The organism is Luteibacter sp. ME-Dv--P-043b (assembly GCF_030209605.1).
GTDB lineage: Bacteria > Pseudomonadota > Gammaproteobacteria > Xanthomonadales > Rhodanobacteraceae > Luteibacter.
In genome coordinates, this window is sequence record NZ_JARVRT010000041.1 from 1 (window position 1) to 15,280 (window position 15,280).

Sequence of the window (15,280 nt, forward strand, 5' to 3'; positions counted from 1 at the left end):
TCGATCGCACCGCCGAAGGGCGCGTATTGAAGTGCCTGACGATCGTCGATGACGCTACACATGAGGCAGTCGCCATCGAGATCGAGCGGGCAATCTCAAGCATCGGCGTAACGCGCGTCATGGATCGCCTGGCCGTCACTCGGGGCCTGCCGAAGATCATTCGCAGCGATAACGGAAAGGAGTTCTGTGGCAAGGCCATGGTCGCATGGGCACGCGAACGCGGCGTGCAGCTGCGCCTGATCGAGCCAGGCAAGCCGAATCAGAAAGCGTACATCGAATCATTCAACGGAAGGCTTCGCGATGAATGCCTCAACGAACACTGGTTTCTCAGCCTGCTGCATGCTCGAACCGAGATCGAAAACTGGCGACGGGAATACAACGAAGAGCGGCCGAAGAGAACGCTTGGCAGGCTGACTCTCGCTGCATACGCAAAAAAGCCACATTAATTCCGAACTCAAGATCGGACCGCTACTGAAGGCGGTGGACGTCGGTATGAGCTTGCCCGGATTTGACAACCACTCGCCACTTCCCCGGGTTGTAGGTACTTATCTCCGCGAGATACCTCTGGCGTTTCGCTCCATTTCTGGCTTTCTCGCCGACTCTGCGTTCGTCGGCAGCCTTCCCAAACAGCCCCACTGCGCAGACAGCTCGATATCACCTTGAAGTAGTCGATGGCAATTGCAGCTTCTAAGAATCAAGCAGCTATCTCATAGTCACAGTTAACACTGTCCGGAAAGCGGCATCAAACAACAGCGCCAGATCATCTAGCCTTACCCGGCAACGCCCAGAGTAACCCTCGCGTAATCACGGCCGGGAACACGGTCAGGTGATCCTCGGCCTCCACGGTGGTCATCTGGATATGCAATCCCGGGTAATGCTTCGCCTTCAACTCGGCGACGAAGCGCCGGGCACCGGCGACCATATCGGTACTGTGGTTGAAACGAGGATCGTGCGAGCCGGGCGAAAGCGACTCGTAGCCGCCCAGCACGATCAGCACGTTGGCGGGCATGTCGCGCCGCGTTGCCATCGCTTCGTGCAGGCGCGCGAACTCGGCGTCCTTGGCGAACTGGAATGACGGGCTGCCCAGGATGTAGTACTGGAACATGCCCGGATCGTGGATCAGGATATCCGCGCCGAGCAACCCGCCGTACGAATGGCCCGCGTAGATCTTCCGCTGCATGTCGGCCCGGTAGTGCCCGGCAATCAGCGGAAAGACCTGGTTCTTGATGAAACGGGCATAGGCTTCGCCGCCGCCATGGACGACGGCACGCCCCGGCATGTCGGAAGTAAGTTCGGGATCGCCATCGGGGGTTGGGGTGTAGTCACGGCGCCGGCTGTACTCCGGCGTCTCGCCGACGGCATACGACAAACCCACGAGGATGAAGGCCTCGGTACCGCCTTCGTGCTCGCCCACGCGACGCGCGATGCTGCGAATGAGCGGGAACGCGTAGTTGGCGTCGGTGACGAACAGCACGGGGTAGCGACGCTCGGGATGGTCCGCGTAGTCACGCGGCAAGCTGACGAATACCTGGTAATCGCGATCCGTACCATCGGCATGCAACGTACGCACCTCGGTACCCTCGAGTACGTAGGGTTGCGGCATGCCTTCGGCGGGCGCCGGTGGCGCCATCGCCGACCGGGCCGTAGACGCGGGGGGCCGGAGGGGTGTCGCCGGTGGCTCGGCACCGGGACGTGAGCAGGCAATCATCACGGCGCACAGCGCCAGCAGTCCAAACGTGGTGCGATAAGCCATCCGTTGCATTTCCCCTGATCGACAGCGGCCATTGACGCACGAAGGGCGCAGCCCCGGCAACCGACGCCGCTCAGTGCGTATCGGTGCCCACCGCTGTTACCGGTGTGAACAGCAGATCCTGGAAATCCCAGCTGAAATCCGCCACCGGTGACACCGCCTTCATGCTGATCCGATCGATGCCGCCTTCGGGCGTGAGCGCAAAGGTGACATAGGCGTCCTCGTCACCGGGCACCTTGAAGCGCGTACGGAACGTGTCCTGGCGCACATGCTCCAGCGGCCCTTCCAAGCCGGGCGAACGGTCGAAACGGATCGTCAGGCCTTTGCCGCTCCTGGCGATCGTAATGGTGCCGTACCACGGATCACGATAGACGCCCTCGTAACCGGCCAGCGGCAGCGACGGACCGCGGTCGCCAAGGGTCGGTGCGGCGCTGGTCGCGAGTGCCTTGCGTGCATCGGTCTCCTCCTGCCGCATCGCATCCCGATAGGCCGCGATCCAGTCCGGTGACGGCAGGCCCAGGCAACGGTCCAGCAGGTGTTCGCGCATGGCGAACAACGTGCCGGCATCCTCCGAGTTGATCATCACGGCGAAGGCGCAACGCTTCGCGGGCACGATCACCACGGCCGAGATACCGCCAAGCACGCCGCCCAGATGGGTCACGATCTTCTGCCCGCGGTAATCGCGCACCTCGAAGCCGAGGGCATACGCCAGGAACTGCGGTTCGGCCAGCGCCAGCGACGGCGGTCTCGCGGTGATCGGCATCAGCGTGTGCGGCGTCCACAGCGCCGTGGACGCCGCCGGACTGAACAAGGTCTTTCCATCGGGCATGACGCCATGGTCGAGCTGCACCTGCAGCCACTTGCCCATGTCCGCCGCGCTGCTCATCAACGCACCGGCGGGAGCGAACACATCGCCGGTCATGACCTGGGTGAGGACCGATGGCGGGCCTGCGCCTCGTAGCGGCCCGGAGATCTTCGCGTGCAGCGCCACCTGGTCGGGCGTTCGTGCATCGATGCTCACCTGGGTGTCGCGCATGCCGAGCGGGTCGAGGACACGCCGCTGCATGAAGGTTTCCCAGCGCTGGCCGCTGACGGCTTCCAGCAGCTGTCCGGCCGCGATGTAGAGCACGTTGTCGTAATCGTAGTCGGCCCGGAACGCGTGCGCGGGTTTCAGGTAGCGGCTGGCGTGCACCAGCTCCGCGCGCGTGCGGTCGGTACGTGGCACCAGCATCAGGTCGCCCTGCCCCAGGCCCAGGCCGCTGCGATGCACCAGCAGGTCGGTGATGGTCATCTCGCCCGAGGTCTGCGCGTCGTACATGCGGAAGCCCGGCAACCGGTCGACGACCCGATCGTCCCAGCGCAGCTGCCCGCCGTCGACCAGCATGGCCAGCGCCGTCGCGGTGAAGGCCTTGGTATTGGAGCCCAGGGGAAAGACCGTATGGGCGTCCACGCGCTCCGCCGCACCCAGCTTCCTCACCCCATAGGCATGCGTCGAGGTGTTGCCGTCGTCCACGACCACCACCGCCATGCCCGGCGTATCGAAGGCCTGCATCGCCCGCGCCGCATAGGCGTCGAGCGCGCTCGATGAAGACGTTGCCGGCGTCGCCTCCGTCGGCGCGGCAGGCACGCCGGCGCCGGTCTCGGCCAGGGCAAGGGCCGGCGAAAGCCCGCCCGTCGTCAACAGCAGGAGCAGGCACGCACGCGGTAGCACGGTCATCGGCATCGGCCTCTGGCGGCAGGAGGGGAACGGTCGGGATCAGGCCCTGGGCGGCCGCGGCTTGCGCGGCGCGCCCGCGGAGGTTTTCGTGCTCGCGCGACCAGCGGAGGTATTCCGGAGCGCGGGTTTCTTCGCGACGGTTTTTCTCGTGGCGGTTTTCTTCACGGAGCCCTTCTCCGTCGCCGGATGCCCGGCCGCAGGCGCTTCGACGTAGCCCACGAACGTCTGGCGCAATTGCGTGGTGTCGCCGATGCGCTCGAAGCGGTCGCCCATCTCGTTGCTCACGGCGCCGATCAGCAGGCTGAAAAGGCTGTTGGCGGCGCTGAAGTTGTGCCATGCGCGGTGATCGTCGATCGGCAACATGAGCACATGATCGGTGAGCTGGCGTGCCCAGTAGCACGACGCATCGGTAAGGATCACCAGCGGGATGCCGCGCCGGGCCACTTCCTCGGCCAGCAGGCGGAAATGGCGGGAATACCGGCGAAAATCGATCAGCACCGCGCAGCCGTTCGGCGTGGCGTCGAGCAGCACATCCGCGTAAGCGCCATCCAGGCCGTCGGCGAACACGGTGCGCGGCTTGACGTGCTGCAGCAGGCTGGCCAGACCCAGGCCGAGGAAGCGGCCGTGGTGGAAGCTGGTCACGGAGACACGATCCGCACGTACCAGCAAGTCGACGATGGGCGCCCATTCCGCGGTGTGCGTCAGCGCGTGCGCGGCGGTGAGGCCACGAATCTCCGACTGCAACGCCTCGGACGGTGAGGCGGCATCCACGCCGCCGGGGTTGCTGTACAGCTGCAGCCACGGCGTGCCCGTGCGCAGTTCTTCCTTCAGTTCACCCAGGTTCTCGTAGCCCAGGTTACGAAGGAAGCGGCCCACGGTCATCGGGCTTACATCCACGCGCTTGCCCAGCGACGCGGCCGTTTCGAACGGGATGCTGTCGATGTTCTGCAGCAGGTGCGCGGCGATCTTCTGCTCGGCCGTGGTGAAGGTATCCCAGCGGCTTTTCAGCTTCTTCTTGATGTCCTTGCTCATCGTCTCGTACTCACCGTGTCATCGCCGTGGCGGCTTCCGTCGTTCCGTGCCGCCCGACATCGCCCAGGCGTCGTCCAAGCATATACAGGAGCGACGCGGAAAAGCCGGCCACCCCGCCCACCATGACGAAAAACCATCCGTGCGCCAGCCAGCTCCACAGGGTGCCGAGCGCGCCGGCCAGCAGGTTGCCGAAGAAGCCGGCGAAGAACCAGGTGGCGATGCTGGTGGCGCGAAACCCCTCCGGTGCCAGCCGGCCGAACAACGCCAGCCCCACCGGCAGGATGTACAGCTCGCCGAGGGTGAATACGACGAACCAGGCGAACAGCCACAGCCAGCTCGCACGCGTGCCGTGCGCGTCGTTCCATGCCGCGACGGCGCCCAGCGCTACGAACGACACGCCGACCACTGCGGCACCGAACGCCATCTTTCCCAGCAACGGCGTCTCGACGCCCTGGCGGGCCAGGCGCGACCACCGCGCCACCAGGAACGGCGTGAATGCGAACACGGCCAGCGAGTTGATCGACTGGAACCAGGTCATCGGTATCACCCAGCCCGAGGCCAGTTGACGGTCGATACCGGTGTCGGCCCACAGGGCGATGGTGTTGCCGTTCTGTTCGTAAGCGCCACGAAACACCACCACGATGGCGGCGATACCCAGCAGCAGGGCGAACCGGTCGCGTGCCGCGCGGTCCAGTGGCGGGCGCGCCGCGCGCATCGCCGCACTGCGTGCCGGCTCCGGCGGCAGGTAACGGCTGCCCGCCAGGTAGATCACCAGCGACAGCAGCATGCCGATGCCCGCGGCACCGAAACCCAAGTGCCATCCATACGCCTCCCCCAGCGTGCCGCAGACCAGCGGCGCCAGGAAACCGCCCAGGTTGATGCCCACGTAGTAGATGTTGTACGCGCTCTTGCTGCGCACGTCGCCGTCGCGATACAGCCCCTCGATCTGGCTGGCCAGGCTGGGCAGGAACAAGCCGTTGCCCAGCGCGATGGTGACCAGCGCCGGGTAGAACAACGCCTCCGACGACATCATGAAATGGCCCAGGGCCATCGCCGCGGCACCGATGACCACGGCGTTGCGCTTGCCCAGCCAGCGATCCGCCAGCACGCCGCCGGCCACTGGCGTGAGGTAGACGAACGCGGCATAGGCGCCGTACACGAGCGAGGCGTGCTCCTGGCTCATGTCCAGGTGCTTGGTCATGTAGTAGACCAGGATCGCGCGCATGCCGAAGAAGGAGAACATCTCCCACATCTCGGTCAGGAACAGCACGCTCAGGCCACGCGGGTGGCCGAACCAGTCGCGGCCCGGGCCTGCCTTCAAAGCGGCGAGCCCCACAGGGTTTCCGGGCACCATATGTTGCCGTCCTCGTAAGTGGCGGCCGGTACGACGTCGCGGGTCAGGAAGGTCGGCCCGTCCAGGTCCACCACGTCGCATTGCTGGCCGACGACGAAGGCGGCGGCCATGGCCAGCGACGAGCCTGACATGTTGCCCACCATCAGGTCGAAGCCCAGCCGACGCGCCTCCATCGCCAAGGCCAGTGCCTCGGTGAGGCCACCGCACTTGTCCAGCTTGATGTTGACGATGTCCACGCGGCCGACCAGCGTCGGCAGGTCGGCGCGGTCCTGCACGCTCTCGTCCGCGGCCAAGCGGATCGGGCAGTCCAGGGCGTCCAGCCACGCCTCGTTACCCACCGGAAACGGCTGTTCCACCACGTCCACGCGCGCCTCCACCAGCGTCGGCAACAGGCGCGCGAACGACTCGCGCGTGAAGCCCTGGTTGGCATCGACCATCAGCCACACGTCCGGCCGCGCGGCACGCACGGCGGCCACCCGCTCGGCGTTGCGTCCGTCGTCGGTGAGCTTGAGCTTGATGGCACGGGCCGTCGCGTAGGCCAGCGCATCGCGGACCATCACCTCCGGCTCGTCGGCGCTCACGGTGAAGGTGGTCAGCAAGGGCACCGGTGCATCCTGCCCCGCCAGTTCCCACACCGACCGGCCGCTGCGTTTGGCCTCCAGGTCCCACAGCGCGCAGTCCAGCGCGTTGCGCGCCCCACCCGCCGGCAGCAGCTGTTGCAGTTGCTCGCGGGTCAGGCCCGCCTCGATGCGCGGACGCAACGCCTCGATCTGCGCCAGCATCGCGACGGGCGTGTCGTTACGGTAATAGACGCCCAGGCCCTCGCCGCGGCCGACCAGGTCGCCGTCGCGAAGGGTGACCACCACCGCCTCGAAGGCGTTGAAGGTGTAGCCGGTGATGTGGAAGGGGGCCTTGGTCGGCCACGTCTCGATGCTCGCCTGCAGTTGCAGACGATGGATCAGGGTGCTTTGCATGACGACTCCGGAAGCGTGCTCAATAACGGGCGCTGAAGCTGATCAGGCCGAAAACCACGATGAACCAGGCCAGGTAGAGGGCGGATACCGCCAGCAGCGCTTCGCCCACGCGTACCCACGCGCTTCGACGCGGTGCCACCCATACCCGCACGGCATGCACGACGATGGCGACCACGCCAGCCAGACCGAGCAGCCCCAGGACATACAGCACGTAGAGCCACGGTGTGATCGTGCCCTGCACCAGCGGCACCGCCCCGGTCGCAGACAACACCACCAGCATCAGCAACCAGCCGAACACCGCGGCGAACAGCGCCAGCGAGCCCAGTCGCGACAGGAGGCGCGTGCGCCGCTGCGTTGCCGTCAATACCAGCGCATGGCGATAGTGCCGGCGCAAGCCACGGCCCAGGGGCCACAGCACCAGGGTGACCAGGACGACCAGGCATGCCAGCGACGCCAGCCAGCGCACCGATCCCAGCGCCTCCAGGCCCGTCACCCGCTGGAACAGGAACACCGGCGGCTCCGCATCGGTGGCCCAGTAGCGGATGGCACCCTGCGCATCGGCCACGAAGGTGACATGCCGGCTGCCGCCGACCTCGCGATAGGCGAGCGGACCCACCTCGCGCCAGCGGATCGGCGCACCGGCATCGTCGGTGAGCGCGGAGATGACGAGGGTATCGTCGGGCATCGCGGCCACCTGCACCTGCGTCAGCAGGTAGAGCGGACGCATGGCACTGTCGTTGCGGCGGCTGGACAGGTACCAGCCGGCAACGCGTGCGGCATCCGCACCCGCCGTGGCGGCGGTCGGTGGCGCAGGCGTGCGATCCGGAAAGTAGCGATCGAGGAAGGCGCGGAACATCGCCGCGCGGATCACCCCGGCACCGCCCTCGTTACCGGCGCTGTTCATCGAGATGAAGAAGCCGACGTGCGCGTCCAGCATGAGGTGCAAATCGGTATGGAAGTAGTTGAGGTCGCCGGCATGGCCGACGATGCGCTGGCCGTGGCTGTCTTCCTGGTAGAAACCCAGGTCGAAACCGTTGAGGCCCGGCGCGGCCGTGCGCTGCGGCGTGTGCATCGCCGCCACGGTGGCTGGCTGCAGGATGCGCGCGCCGTCATAGCTGCCGCCTTCCAGCTGGGCGATCATGAAATGCGCCATGTCGGTCGCGGTGCTGCTCATGCCGCCGGCCGGTGCGGGATGGACCACTTCGAACGGCTGCAGCTCGCCGTCCGAGGCAGTCCGGTAGCTGCTGGCCATCAGTGGCGCCAGTGGCGCCACGATCGGCTGGTCGTTGGTGGAATGACGCATGTCCAGCGGCACGAAGATGTGCTGCCTGACGTAATCCTCGAAGCGCTGGCCCGATACGCGTTCCACGATGTAACCGGCCACGCCGCAACCGAAGTTGGAATAAGCCACCACCTCGCCAGCGGGAAAGATGCGCGCGGGCACGTGTGACTTCAGGTAATCGCCCAGCGTGACCTGCTTGTCACCGGCGCCGGTGATGAGGCCCTTGGCACTCTCTTCGAAACCGCCCGAGTGGGTCATCAGGTCGCGCAGCGTGACCGGCTTGCCGTCACGCGGTGGCAGCGCGAAGTCGAGATAACCGTTGACATCGCGATCCAGGTCCAGCTTGCCCTGCTCCACCAGTTGCATCACGGCCGTCCAGGCGAACAGCTTGGAGGTGGAGCCGGGCCGGAACAGTGTGTCATCCGGCGAGGGCACCGCGCGCGTCTTCAGGTCGCCATAGCCGTAGCCCTTGGCGAAGATGATCCTGCCATCCTTCACCACGGAGATCACCGCGCCGGCCACGTCGCCGCGCTGGAGCGCGAACGGCAACAGCCCGTCGTAGAACACCGCCAAGTCCTGCCCGGTCAATGCCGGTGGCATCGCGACCTCGTCGTGCGCCCCCGAGGTAGGTGCCGTCGGTGATGGCACGGGCGATGGCATCGGCGCAGGCACCTGTGCCGATACGATCCCGACCGCGGCCGTGGCGACGAACGCGGCGATGAGCTTGGTGAGGCGATGCATGGGCGCTCCCGGCTGACGATGGACGAGCGAATCAGAAGTCGTAGATGACGTTCACGCCGACCGTGCGCGGCGGCACGTACGACGCCGCGAAGGGGCTGCCCTGCGGATCGATGGTCTCGGAGGTGAGCGATGTGATGCCGCGCTGGTTGGTGAGGTTCTTGGCGTACGCCTGCAGGGTCCAGTCGCCGTAGTACGCCCCCGCGTGCAGGTCGATGCCGTGGTAGCTGGGTGCGGTCAGGCGCGGCCCAGGCACAGGGAGGAAGTCGGTGCGCCGCGAGCCCACGTAGTTATAGGTGCCGCCGAGCGTGCCCGACCATCCGCCACCGAGCGGAAAGTCATAGTCCACACCCACCGTGGCGTTCCACTTCGGCACCCACGGCAGGCGGTCGCCGTCATAGCCATAAAGGCCCGGCGGCGTATCGGCGGTCAGGGTGGCATCGGTATAGCTCGCATTGGCCGACACCACGAGGCCCCGTGCCGGCGTGAATTTCCAGCTGGCTTCGACGCCCTGGCTTCTCGCCTTGCCACCGTTACCCAGGAAGCTGAAACCACCGGAGGTCGAGGTCAGCTGGATGTGGCTCCAGTCGATGTAGAACACGTCCGCGTCGAATGACATGCGCCGGTCGAGCACGGTGGCCTTGAAGCCCAGCTCGTAACTGGTCAGCTTGTCCGGCCCGAAACTCACCGGCGCGCCCAGGCCCGGCGGCACGCCGACGTTCGCGCCGCCGGGGCGGAAGCCGGAAGCGACACGGAGGTAGGCCATGGCGTCGTCGCTGAACTTGAAGCTGGGGTTGAACAGGAAGGTGGCCGGGCTATCCGTGCTGCGCGTACGGAACCCGACGTCGCCCACCAGCAGGCCGGAGCCGGTCTGCGCGAACGTCGTGCGGTCCTTGCTGTAGCGCCCGCCTACAAGGATGCTCAGTTGCGAGGTGACATGCCAGGTCACGTCCGCGTAGGCCGCCCACTCCTTGAAGATGCCCGGCCCCACGTCGATGCTGCCCAATGGCGGCAGATCCAGGGGAGCGCCCGTGGCGGCGTCGAACCCAAGCACGCGTTGGGCGTTGGTCGTGTGCTCGCGCGTGTAGAACGCGCCGATCCGCCATTCCAGCGTCTGGTCTTCCGGCGACTGCAACCGCAGGTCCTGCGTGAACTTGCCGAGGGTGATCGGGTTGGCGATGGCGTAACCGCCGTTATTCACGCCGAACAGCGGATTGAGCAGCGGGCCGTAAGCCGCGGTGACATCCTGGTTCGTGTTGACCTTCTGCGTGCTGTAGCTGCTGGAAGACACCAGCTTGGCCCAGCCGAAGTCGGCGTTCACCGTGGCGTCGTACAACCGATAGCGGATCTTGAACAACCCCGTGCCGGCCGCCCTGCTCTGCTTCTGGTAGCCGTAGAGCGGACGCAACGTCGCGGGATCCACGTCCACGCCGGTGTTGGCTAGGCCATCGCTGGCGAGGTTCTGCGCCAGTGCGGAAAGGCTGACCGATACCTTGTCCACGGGCGTCCAGAGCACCTCCGCCCGTCCCCCGCGCACGGTATCTTCGTTCACGCGCGACGCGCCGGTGGCAACGTTATCGATGTATCCCGGGTCCTTGCGCGAATAGGCGTTGACCCGAAGCGCCAGCGTATTCGCGATCAGCGGCACGTTGAACATGGCGCGCTGGCTGAAGCCGCTGCCGCCGCCCGATACGCTGCTGTAGCCGGCAGACACGTAACCGAACGCATGGCTGGCGTCGGGCTTGGCCGTGACGAACTTCACCAGTCCACCGAGCGAGTTGGCACCGTACAACGTGCCTTGCGGGCCGCGCAGCACCTCGATGCGTTCGAGGTCGGCCGGATCGAGATCGGGGGTGAGCAGGCCGCCGCCGGCGTAGACCGTGCTGGAGCCGTAGGGTGCGTCGTTGATATAGGTACTCACCGCCGCGTTGGCCTGCCCGCTGCCGGACGTGATGCCGCGAAGCACGAGCTGGGTCTGCCCCTGCGAGGTCGAGATGATGTTGAGGCCGGGCACCTGGGTGGCGTAGTCGGCGAAGCTGACCGCACCGGATCGCTTGAGGTCTTCGCCGGTCACCGCCGACACCGCCATCGGTACGTCCTGCAGCTTCTCGGCACGTTTGTTGGCGGTCACCACGACGGCGGTCAGGTCCTGGGCCTGTCGCGAGTCGCCCTTCGTTTTCGGGTCCTGCGGGGCGTCCTGGGCCGGCGTGGTCCTGACCAGACCGATCAAGGCAACGGCGATGGCTGCGCAGGCAGCGCGACGGTTGGGCAGCGAACGGCGACACGCCATGACATTTCCCCCGGAACACGTGGATGGATATCCCCGGGAGCCATTGTTATCTTGTTATCAGAACCGTGTCAATGATACATATCTATCTTAAAGTGAATTCCGTCCAGCAGGCGTGGCGACGGCAAGCGACGCTACATGTCGCGGAGGACGGCGGCACGGCGACAGTCCTTCTCCCGCCCGAACAGATGGAGCACGCGTCGCAGTTCCGCCGGTGAAGGCAGGCGAAGACGCGCGGCGTACCCATCCAGGGGGCGCGATTCATCGATGCGCACGGATTGCCACGCGTCCTCCACACACACCTCCAGGCCGCCCATGATCTCCACCGGCATCGCCGTGAACGCGTAACGCGCGAAGCGCGAGCGAAACAACCCGCCGTCCGACGGCAGGTAGTCGTGCAGTCGGCGGGACTGCCACACCTGTTCCAGACGCCTGGCATCGTCGGTCGTGGTGAGGATATCCAGGTCGGCGACGTCGATGTCCGCACCGACGAGGCATACGGCGGCGCTGCCGATCACGAAGGCATCGCTTGTCAGTTGCCGGCGGAGGTCGTGTTCGATGTCGGCGAGCGCGGCGCCGATACGCATGTCGTTGTTCGTCATCGTGTCAGCTTAATGAAATGAGCATCACGTCGCACTTTGCATGCGTGATTTTTTGCGGCGCAGCGTGACACGCCGCCGCTTTGACGGCCTAATTCCTGCCAGGGGATTTAGATCGATCCAAGTAAGAGAAGTCGGGCCATGTCGCGAAGACGGGCCCGGGGATTTCGTGCAGGAAAAATTCCATCGGGAACACGCGTCGCAGGTGCCGCCTGTCGCTCGCGATGTGCCCGGGCCGTCGGGGTCGGGGTCCGAAAGGACAAAGGGGGAACGCGTGCAGACATAGGTCATGTACAGGGCATTGACGATCGGGGGATCTCCACGCCGCCGTCGCGGCGCATACGACTCGAGGGAAGTACATTCACATGACCTATCTGCCACGCTTGCTCACGCGCAAGCCGCTTTGCGCCGCCTTAGCCACCGCCACACTGTCCGTCGCCGGCTGTCTTGTCCTTCCTGCGCCGGCTTTCGCGCAGGCATCCACGCCATCTGCCGCACCCAGCACCGCACCGGCGCAGGCAAAGCCCCATGACGACACCCGCAAGACGGATAAACCCAAAGCCGGCGAGCCCGGCAGTCCCACCACCATGGATGCCGTGGTCGTCACCAGCTATCGCCAGTCCATCGACCAGAACGTGCAGGACAAGCGCGAGGCCAACTCGATCGTCGAGGTGATCAACGCGCAGAACATCGCCCAGTTTCCCGCCAAGAACATCGCCGATGCGCTGGCACACGTGCCCGGCGTGGTCATCAGCCGCGAATCCGGCGAAGGCAAGACGGTGAGCATCCGCGGCCTCGCACCCGAGCTCACCCTCACCCAGTTGAACGGCAACTATGTCGCCTCGGCCGATACCTCGGCCGGCCTCACACGCTCATTCAACTACACCTTGTTCCCCGCCAACATGTTCTCGGACATCAAGCTGTACAAGAGCCTGGAAGCCCGCCTGGACGAGGGCGGCATCGGCGGCAACGTGGACCTGCGTACGCGCCGCCCCCTGGAAATGGCCGCGAACGAAGGCTTCGTGACCGGCACCGCCGCGGGCTCGGACACCAGCAGCAAGCTGGAGCCGCAAGGCTCCGCGCTGTGGTCGTGGAAGAACAAGGACGAGACCTTCGGCGTGCTGGTAGCGGGTTCTTACCAGAAGCGCCATGCCACCACCCACTCCGCCGACGCGGGAAGCTGGCACTGGTGGTCGGACAACTGTACCGACCGCGATGCGTGCACGCAGCCGCCGCGTAACGTCCATGGCGGCACCTATGCCGCAGACGTCAACTCGAACATCGACCTGTGGCCCGGTGGCGGCGTGGTCGACCAGGCCGGCAACGTGTCCAACGGTTTCTGGATGCCGCAACAGTTCTCCACCACCCGCAACGAGCTGGACCTGAAGACCAAGGGCGCGCAGGCGACCATGCAGTTCAAGCCCAGCGACCATTTCCTGCTGACCGGCAACTATTTCCGCTTCGAGCGCCAGCAGACCCAGATCACCAATACGCTGGAAGTACCCGAGTGGGGCCTGCCCGGCAGCAGCAACTACGCCGACCAGCAAGGGCGCCTGCTCGCGCCCAACGGGCTGACCTTCGACCCTTCGCACACGATCGTCACCGGCGCCAACTACCGGCTACCCGCCGCGGGCGTGGGCTGCAACGCCACCGTCAACCCGTCCACCGGCGCGGTCCGCCAGGCCGTGGACGTCTGCAACACCGAGATTCCGTGGTTGAACGGCAACTACTCCGTCGAGAAGGCCACCTCGCAGACCCTGAACCTGGAAGGCGAGTGGGACAACGGCGGCAGCCTCAGCGGCTCGTTCAACGTCGGCCGCACCTGGGCCAAGGGCGGCCCCTCGGTGGAACTGGGCATGGCCGCCAAGCCACGCAACTTCGTCGACGGCCAGTGGGTCAACGGCAGCAACGGCGCCGCGTGGACGCTCAACGGCAAGCCGACGCTCAGCGCCGACGGGCAAACGCTGCAGAACATGCAGAACGGTGCCGGCCAGGTGGACCTGGGCTCCACCGGCTCCAACATGGTCAACACCAGCAACTCGCAGAACTTCGCGCAGGCCGACTTCACCTGGGCCTTCGACTCGCACTGGATGCAGTCGCTGCAGTTCGGCGTGAAGACCTCCGATGCCCATGCCGAACAGCAGAGCAACGAAGTGCGCTGGTACTGCAAGGGCACCACGTCGCAGTTCCAGACCTGCGACCCGAACGCCGGGCAGCTGCCACCGGGCTTCCTGCTGGCCAACTCGCTGGATGGCAGCAGCGAGGCCTACAACGACAGCACCTTCCCGGCGATCAACTTTCCCGCCTACTACAACCATCTCAATTCGACGTACGACCGCGTGCTCTACAACAAGCCGCAGAACAAGTCGTCGATCGGGGAGAAGATCGCCGCGGCCTACGTGCAGGCCAACTTCGATACGGGCACCGTGCGTGGCAACGTGGGCGTGCGCTTCGTCACCACGAAGCAGGACCTTACCGTGGCCAACCAGGTCACCACCAACAACGCGGTGTATTACCACAATGCGGCGGGCAACATCCTGATCTGCCCCGCCTCGGGCGTGAATGCGGGCGGCGGCGCCTGCGCACCGGGTGATTTCCAGTACCTGCCGCGGGAGGTGGCGGTCATCGAGGACTTCACCAACTCCAGCACCACCAAGCGTTACAACAAGTTCCTGCCCAGCTTCAACGTCGCCTGGACGATCGCCGACGATTTCATCGTCCGTGCCGCCGGCTCGCAGGCCCTGGCCCGGGCCAACTACACCGACCTGGCGCAGCTGGGCAGCCTGACCAACAACACACAGGCGTACTACAACGACCGCAAGCAATTCGGCGCCCCACTGCCGGGCTGGTACGGCAGCGGCGCCAACGCGGACCTGAAGCCGTTCACGGCCACGCAGTTCGACCTGGCCGGCGAGTGGTACTACGCCGAGCACTCGGTGGTCGGCATCGACCTGTTCAAGAAGGAAGTGAAGAACTTCGTCGTACCGGTGACGGTGAACAACGTCGACGTGAACGTCGGCGGCACCCAGACCAACTTCATGCAGTACAGCACCAATGCCAACGGTCGCTCGGGCACGTCCAAGGGTATCGAGCTCTACACGCAGCACACGTGGGACTCGGGCTTCGGCTACATCGGCAACTACACGCTCAACAAGACCAACGAAACGCCGGTCTCGCTGGGCGACACGCAAGTGGGCAAGTCCGAGCTGATCGGCAGCGCGAAGTACGCGGCCAACGTGTCGGTGTTCTACGAGAAGAACGGCCTGCTGCTGCGCGCCAGCGACAACTGGACCGGCCGCACGATGCAGGGCCTGGCCTCGGGCCTGCCCATCTACGCGCAGCCCTACCACCAGATCGACGTGAACGGCGACTACGAGTTCAACAAGCACTTCATGGTCACGGCCTCGGTCATCAACCTGACCAAGTCCACGCCGCATACCTACCTGGGTGGCGATACCCGTGCCCGGCTGGTCCAGCTGCTGTATCCCGGGCGCCAGTACTACGTGGGTGTGACCTACAAGTTCGGTGCGGATAGCTGAGCACGATC

10 protein-coding genes are annotated in these 15,280 nt (G+C 65.7%); 2 read left to right on the forward strand and 8 right to left on the reverse strand.

What is annotated here, in order from left to right:
• Nucleotides 1–446: integrase core domain-containing protein (locus QRN34_RS17585; RefSeq protein ID WP_285406509.1), on the forward strand; the 446-nt coding region annotated here is incomplete at its 5' end.
• A gap of 314 nt (nucleotides 447–760) precedes the next feature.
• Here QRN34_RS17585 and QRN34_RS17590 read toward each other — a convergent pair.
• The 8 genes from QRN34_RS17590 to QRN34_RS17625 all read right to left on the reverse strand — a co-directional run bounded on the left by QRN34_RS17590 (nucleotide 761) and on the right by QRN34_RS17625 (nucleotide 11,736).
• Nucleotides 761–1,753, reverse strand: coding sequence for an alpha/beta hydrolase-fold protein (locus QRN34_RS17590; RefSeq protein WP_285406510.1), 993 nt, complete (start codon nucleotides 1,751–1,753; stop codon nucleotides 761–763).
• A 70-nt stretch (nucleotides 1,754–1,823) separates the two neighbouring features.
• The gene (locus QRN34_RS17595; RefSeq protein ID WP_285406511.1) at nucleotides 1,824–3,467 is read right to left on the reverse strand and encodes a serine hydrolase; all 1,644 of its coding nucleotides are present in this window, start codon (nucleotides 3,465–3,467) and stop codon (nucleotides 1,824–1,826) included.
• Between the two features lie 39 nt (nucleotides 3,468–3,506).
• The gene (locus QRN34_RS17600; RefSeq protein ID WP_285406512.1) at nucleotides 3,507–4,499 is read right to left on the reverse strand and encodes an SIS domain-containing protein; all 993 of its coding nucleotides are present in this window, start codon (nucleotides 4,497–4,499) and stop codon (nucleotides 3,507–3,509) included.
• Between the two features lie 10 nt (nucleotides 4,500–4,509).
• Nucleotides 4,510–5,835 carry a peptide MFS transporter gene (locus tag QRN34_RS17605; RefSeq protein ID WP_285406514.1) on the reverse strand — a complete coding sequence of 442 codons (1,326 nt, stop codon included), beginning with the start codon at nucleotides 5,833–5,835 and terminating at the stop codon, nucleotides 4,510–4,512.
• Nucleotides 5,817–6,827 carry a dipeptide epimerase gene (locus QRN34_RS17610; RefSeq protein ID WP_285406515.1) on the reverse strand — a complete coding sequence of 337 codons (1,011 nt, stop codon included), beginning with the start codon at nucleotides 6,825–6,827 and terminating at the stop codon, nucleotides 5,817–5,819. The genes QRN34_RS17605 and QRN34_RS17610 overlap by 19 nt, the downstream gene beginning before the upstream one ends.
• A 19-nt stretch (nucleotides 6,828–6,846) precedes the next feature.
• On the reverse strand, nucleotides 6,847–8,850 hold the full coding sequence (locus tag QRN34_RS17615) for a serine hydrolase domain-containing protein (RefSeq protein ID WP_285406517.1): 2,004 nt from the start codon (nucleotides 8,848–8,850) through the stop codon (nucleotides 6,847–6,849).
• 31 nt (nucleotides 8,851–8,881) lie between these two features.
• A complete protein-coding gene (locus QRN34_RS17620; protein WP_285406519.1) occupies nucleotides 8,882–11,137 on the reverse strand; it encodes a TonB-dependent receptor in 2,256 nt (751 codons plus the stop codon).
• A 131-nt stretch (nucleotides 11,138–11,268) separates the two neighbouring features.
• Nucleotides 11,269–11,736, reverse strand: coding sequence for a hypothetical protein (locus QRN34_RS17625; RefSeq protein ID WP_285406521.1), 468 nt, complete (start codon nucleotides 11,734–11,736; stop codon nucleotides 11,269–11,271).
• A 362-nt stretch (nucleotides 11,737–12,098) separates the two neighbouring features.
• Between QRN34_RS17625 and QRN34_RS17630 the strand changes: the two genes are divergently transcribed.
• Nucleotides 12,099–15,272 carry a TonB-dependent receptor gene (locus tag QRN34_RS17630; protein ID WP_285406522.1) on the forward strand — a complete coding sequence of 1,058 codons (3,174 nt, stop codon included), beginning with the start codon at nucleotides 12,099–12,101 and terminating at the stop codon, nucleotides 15,270–15,272.
• Nucleotides 15,273–15,280 lie beyond the last annotated feature (8 nt).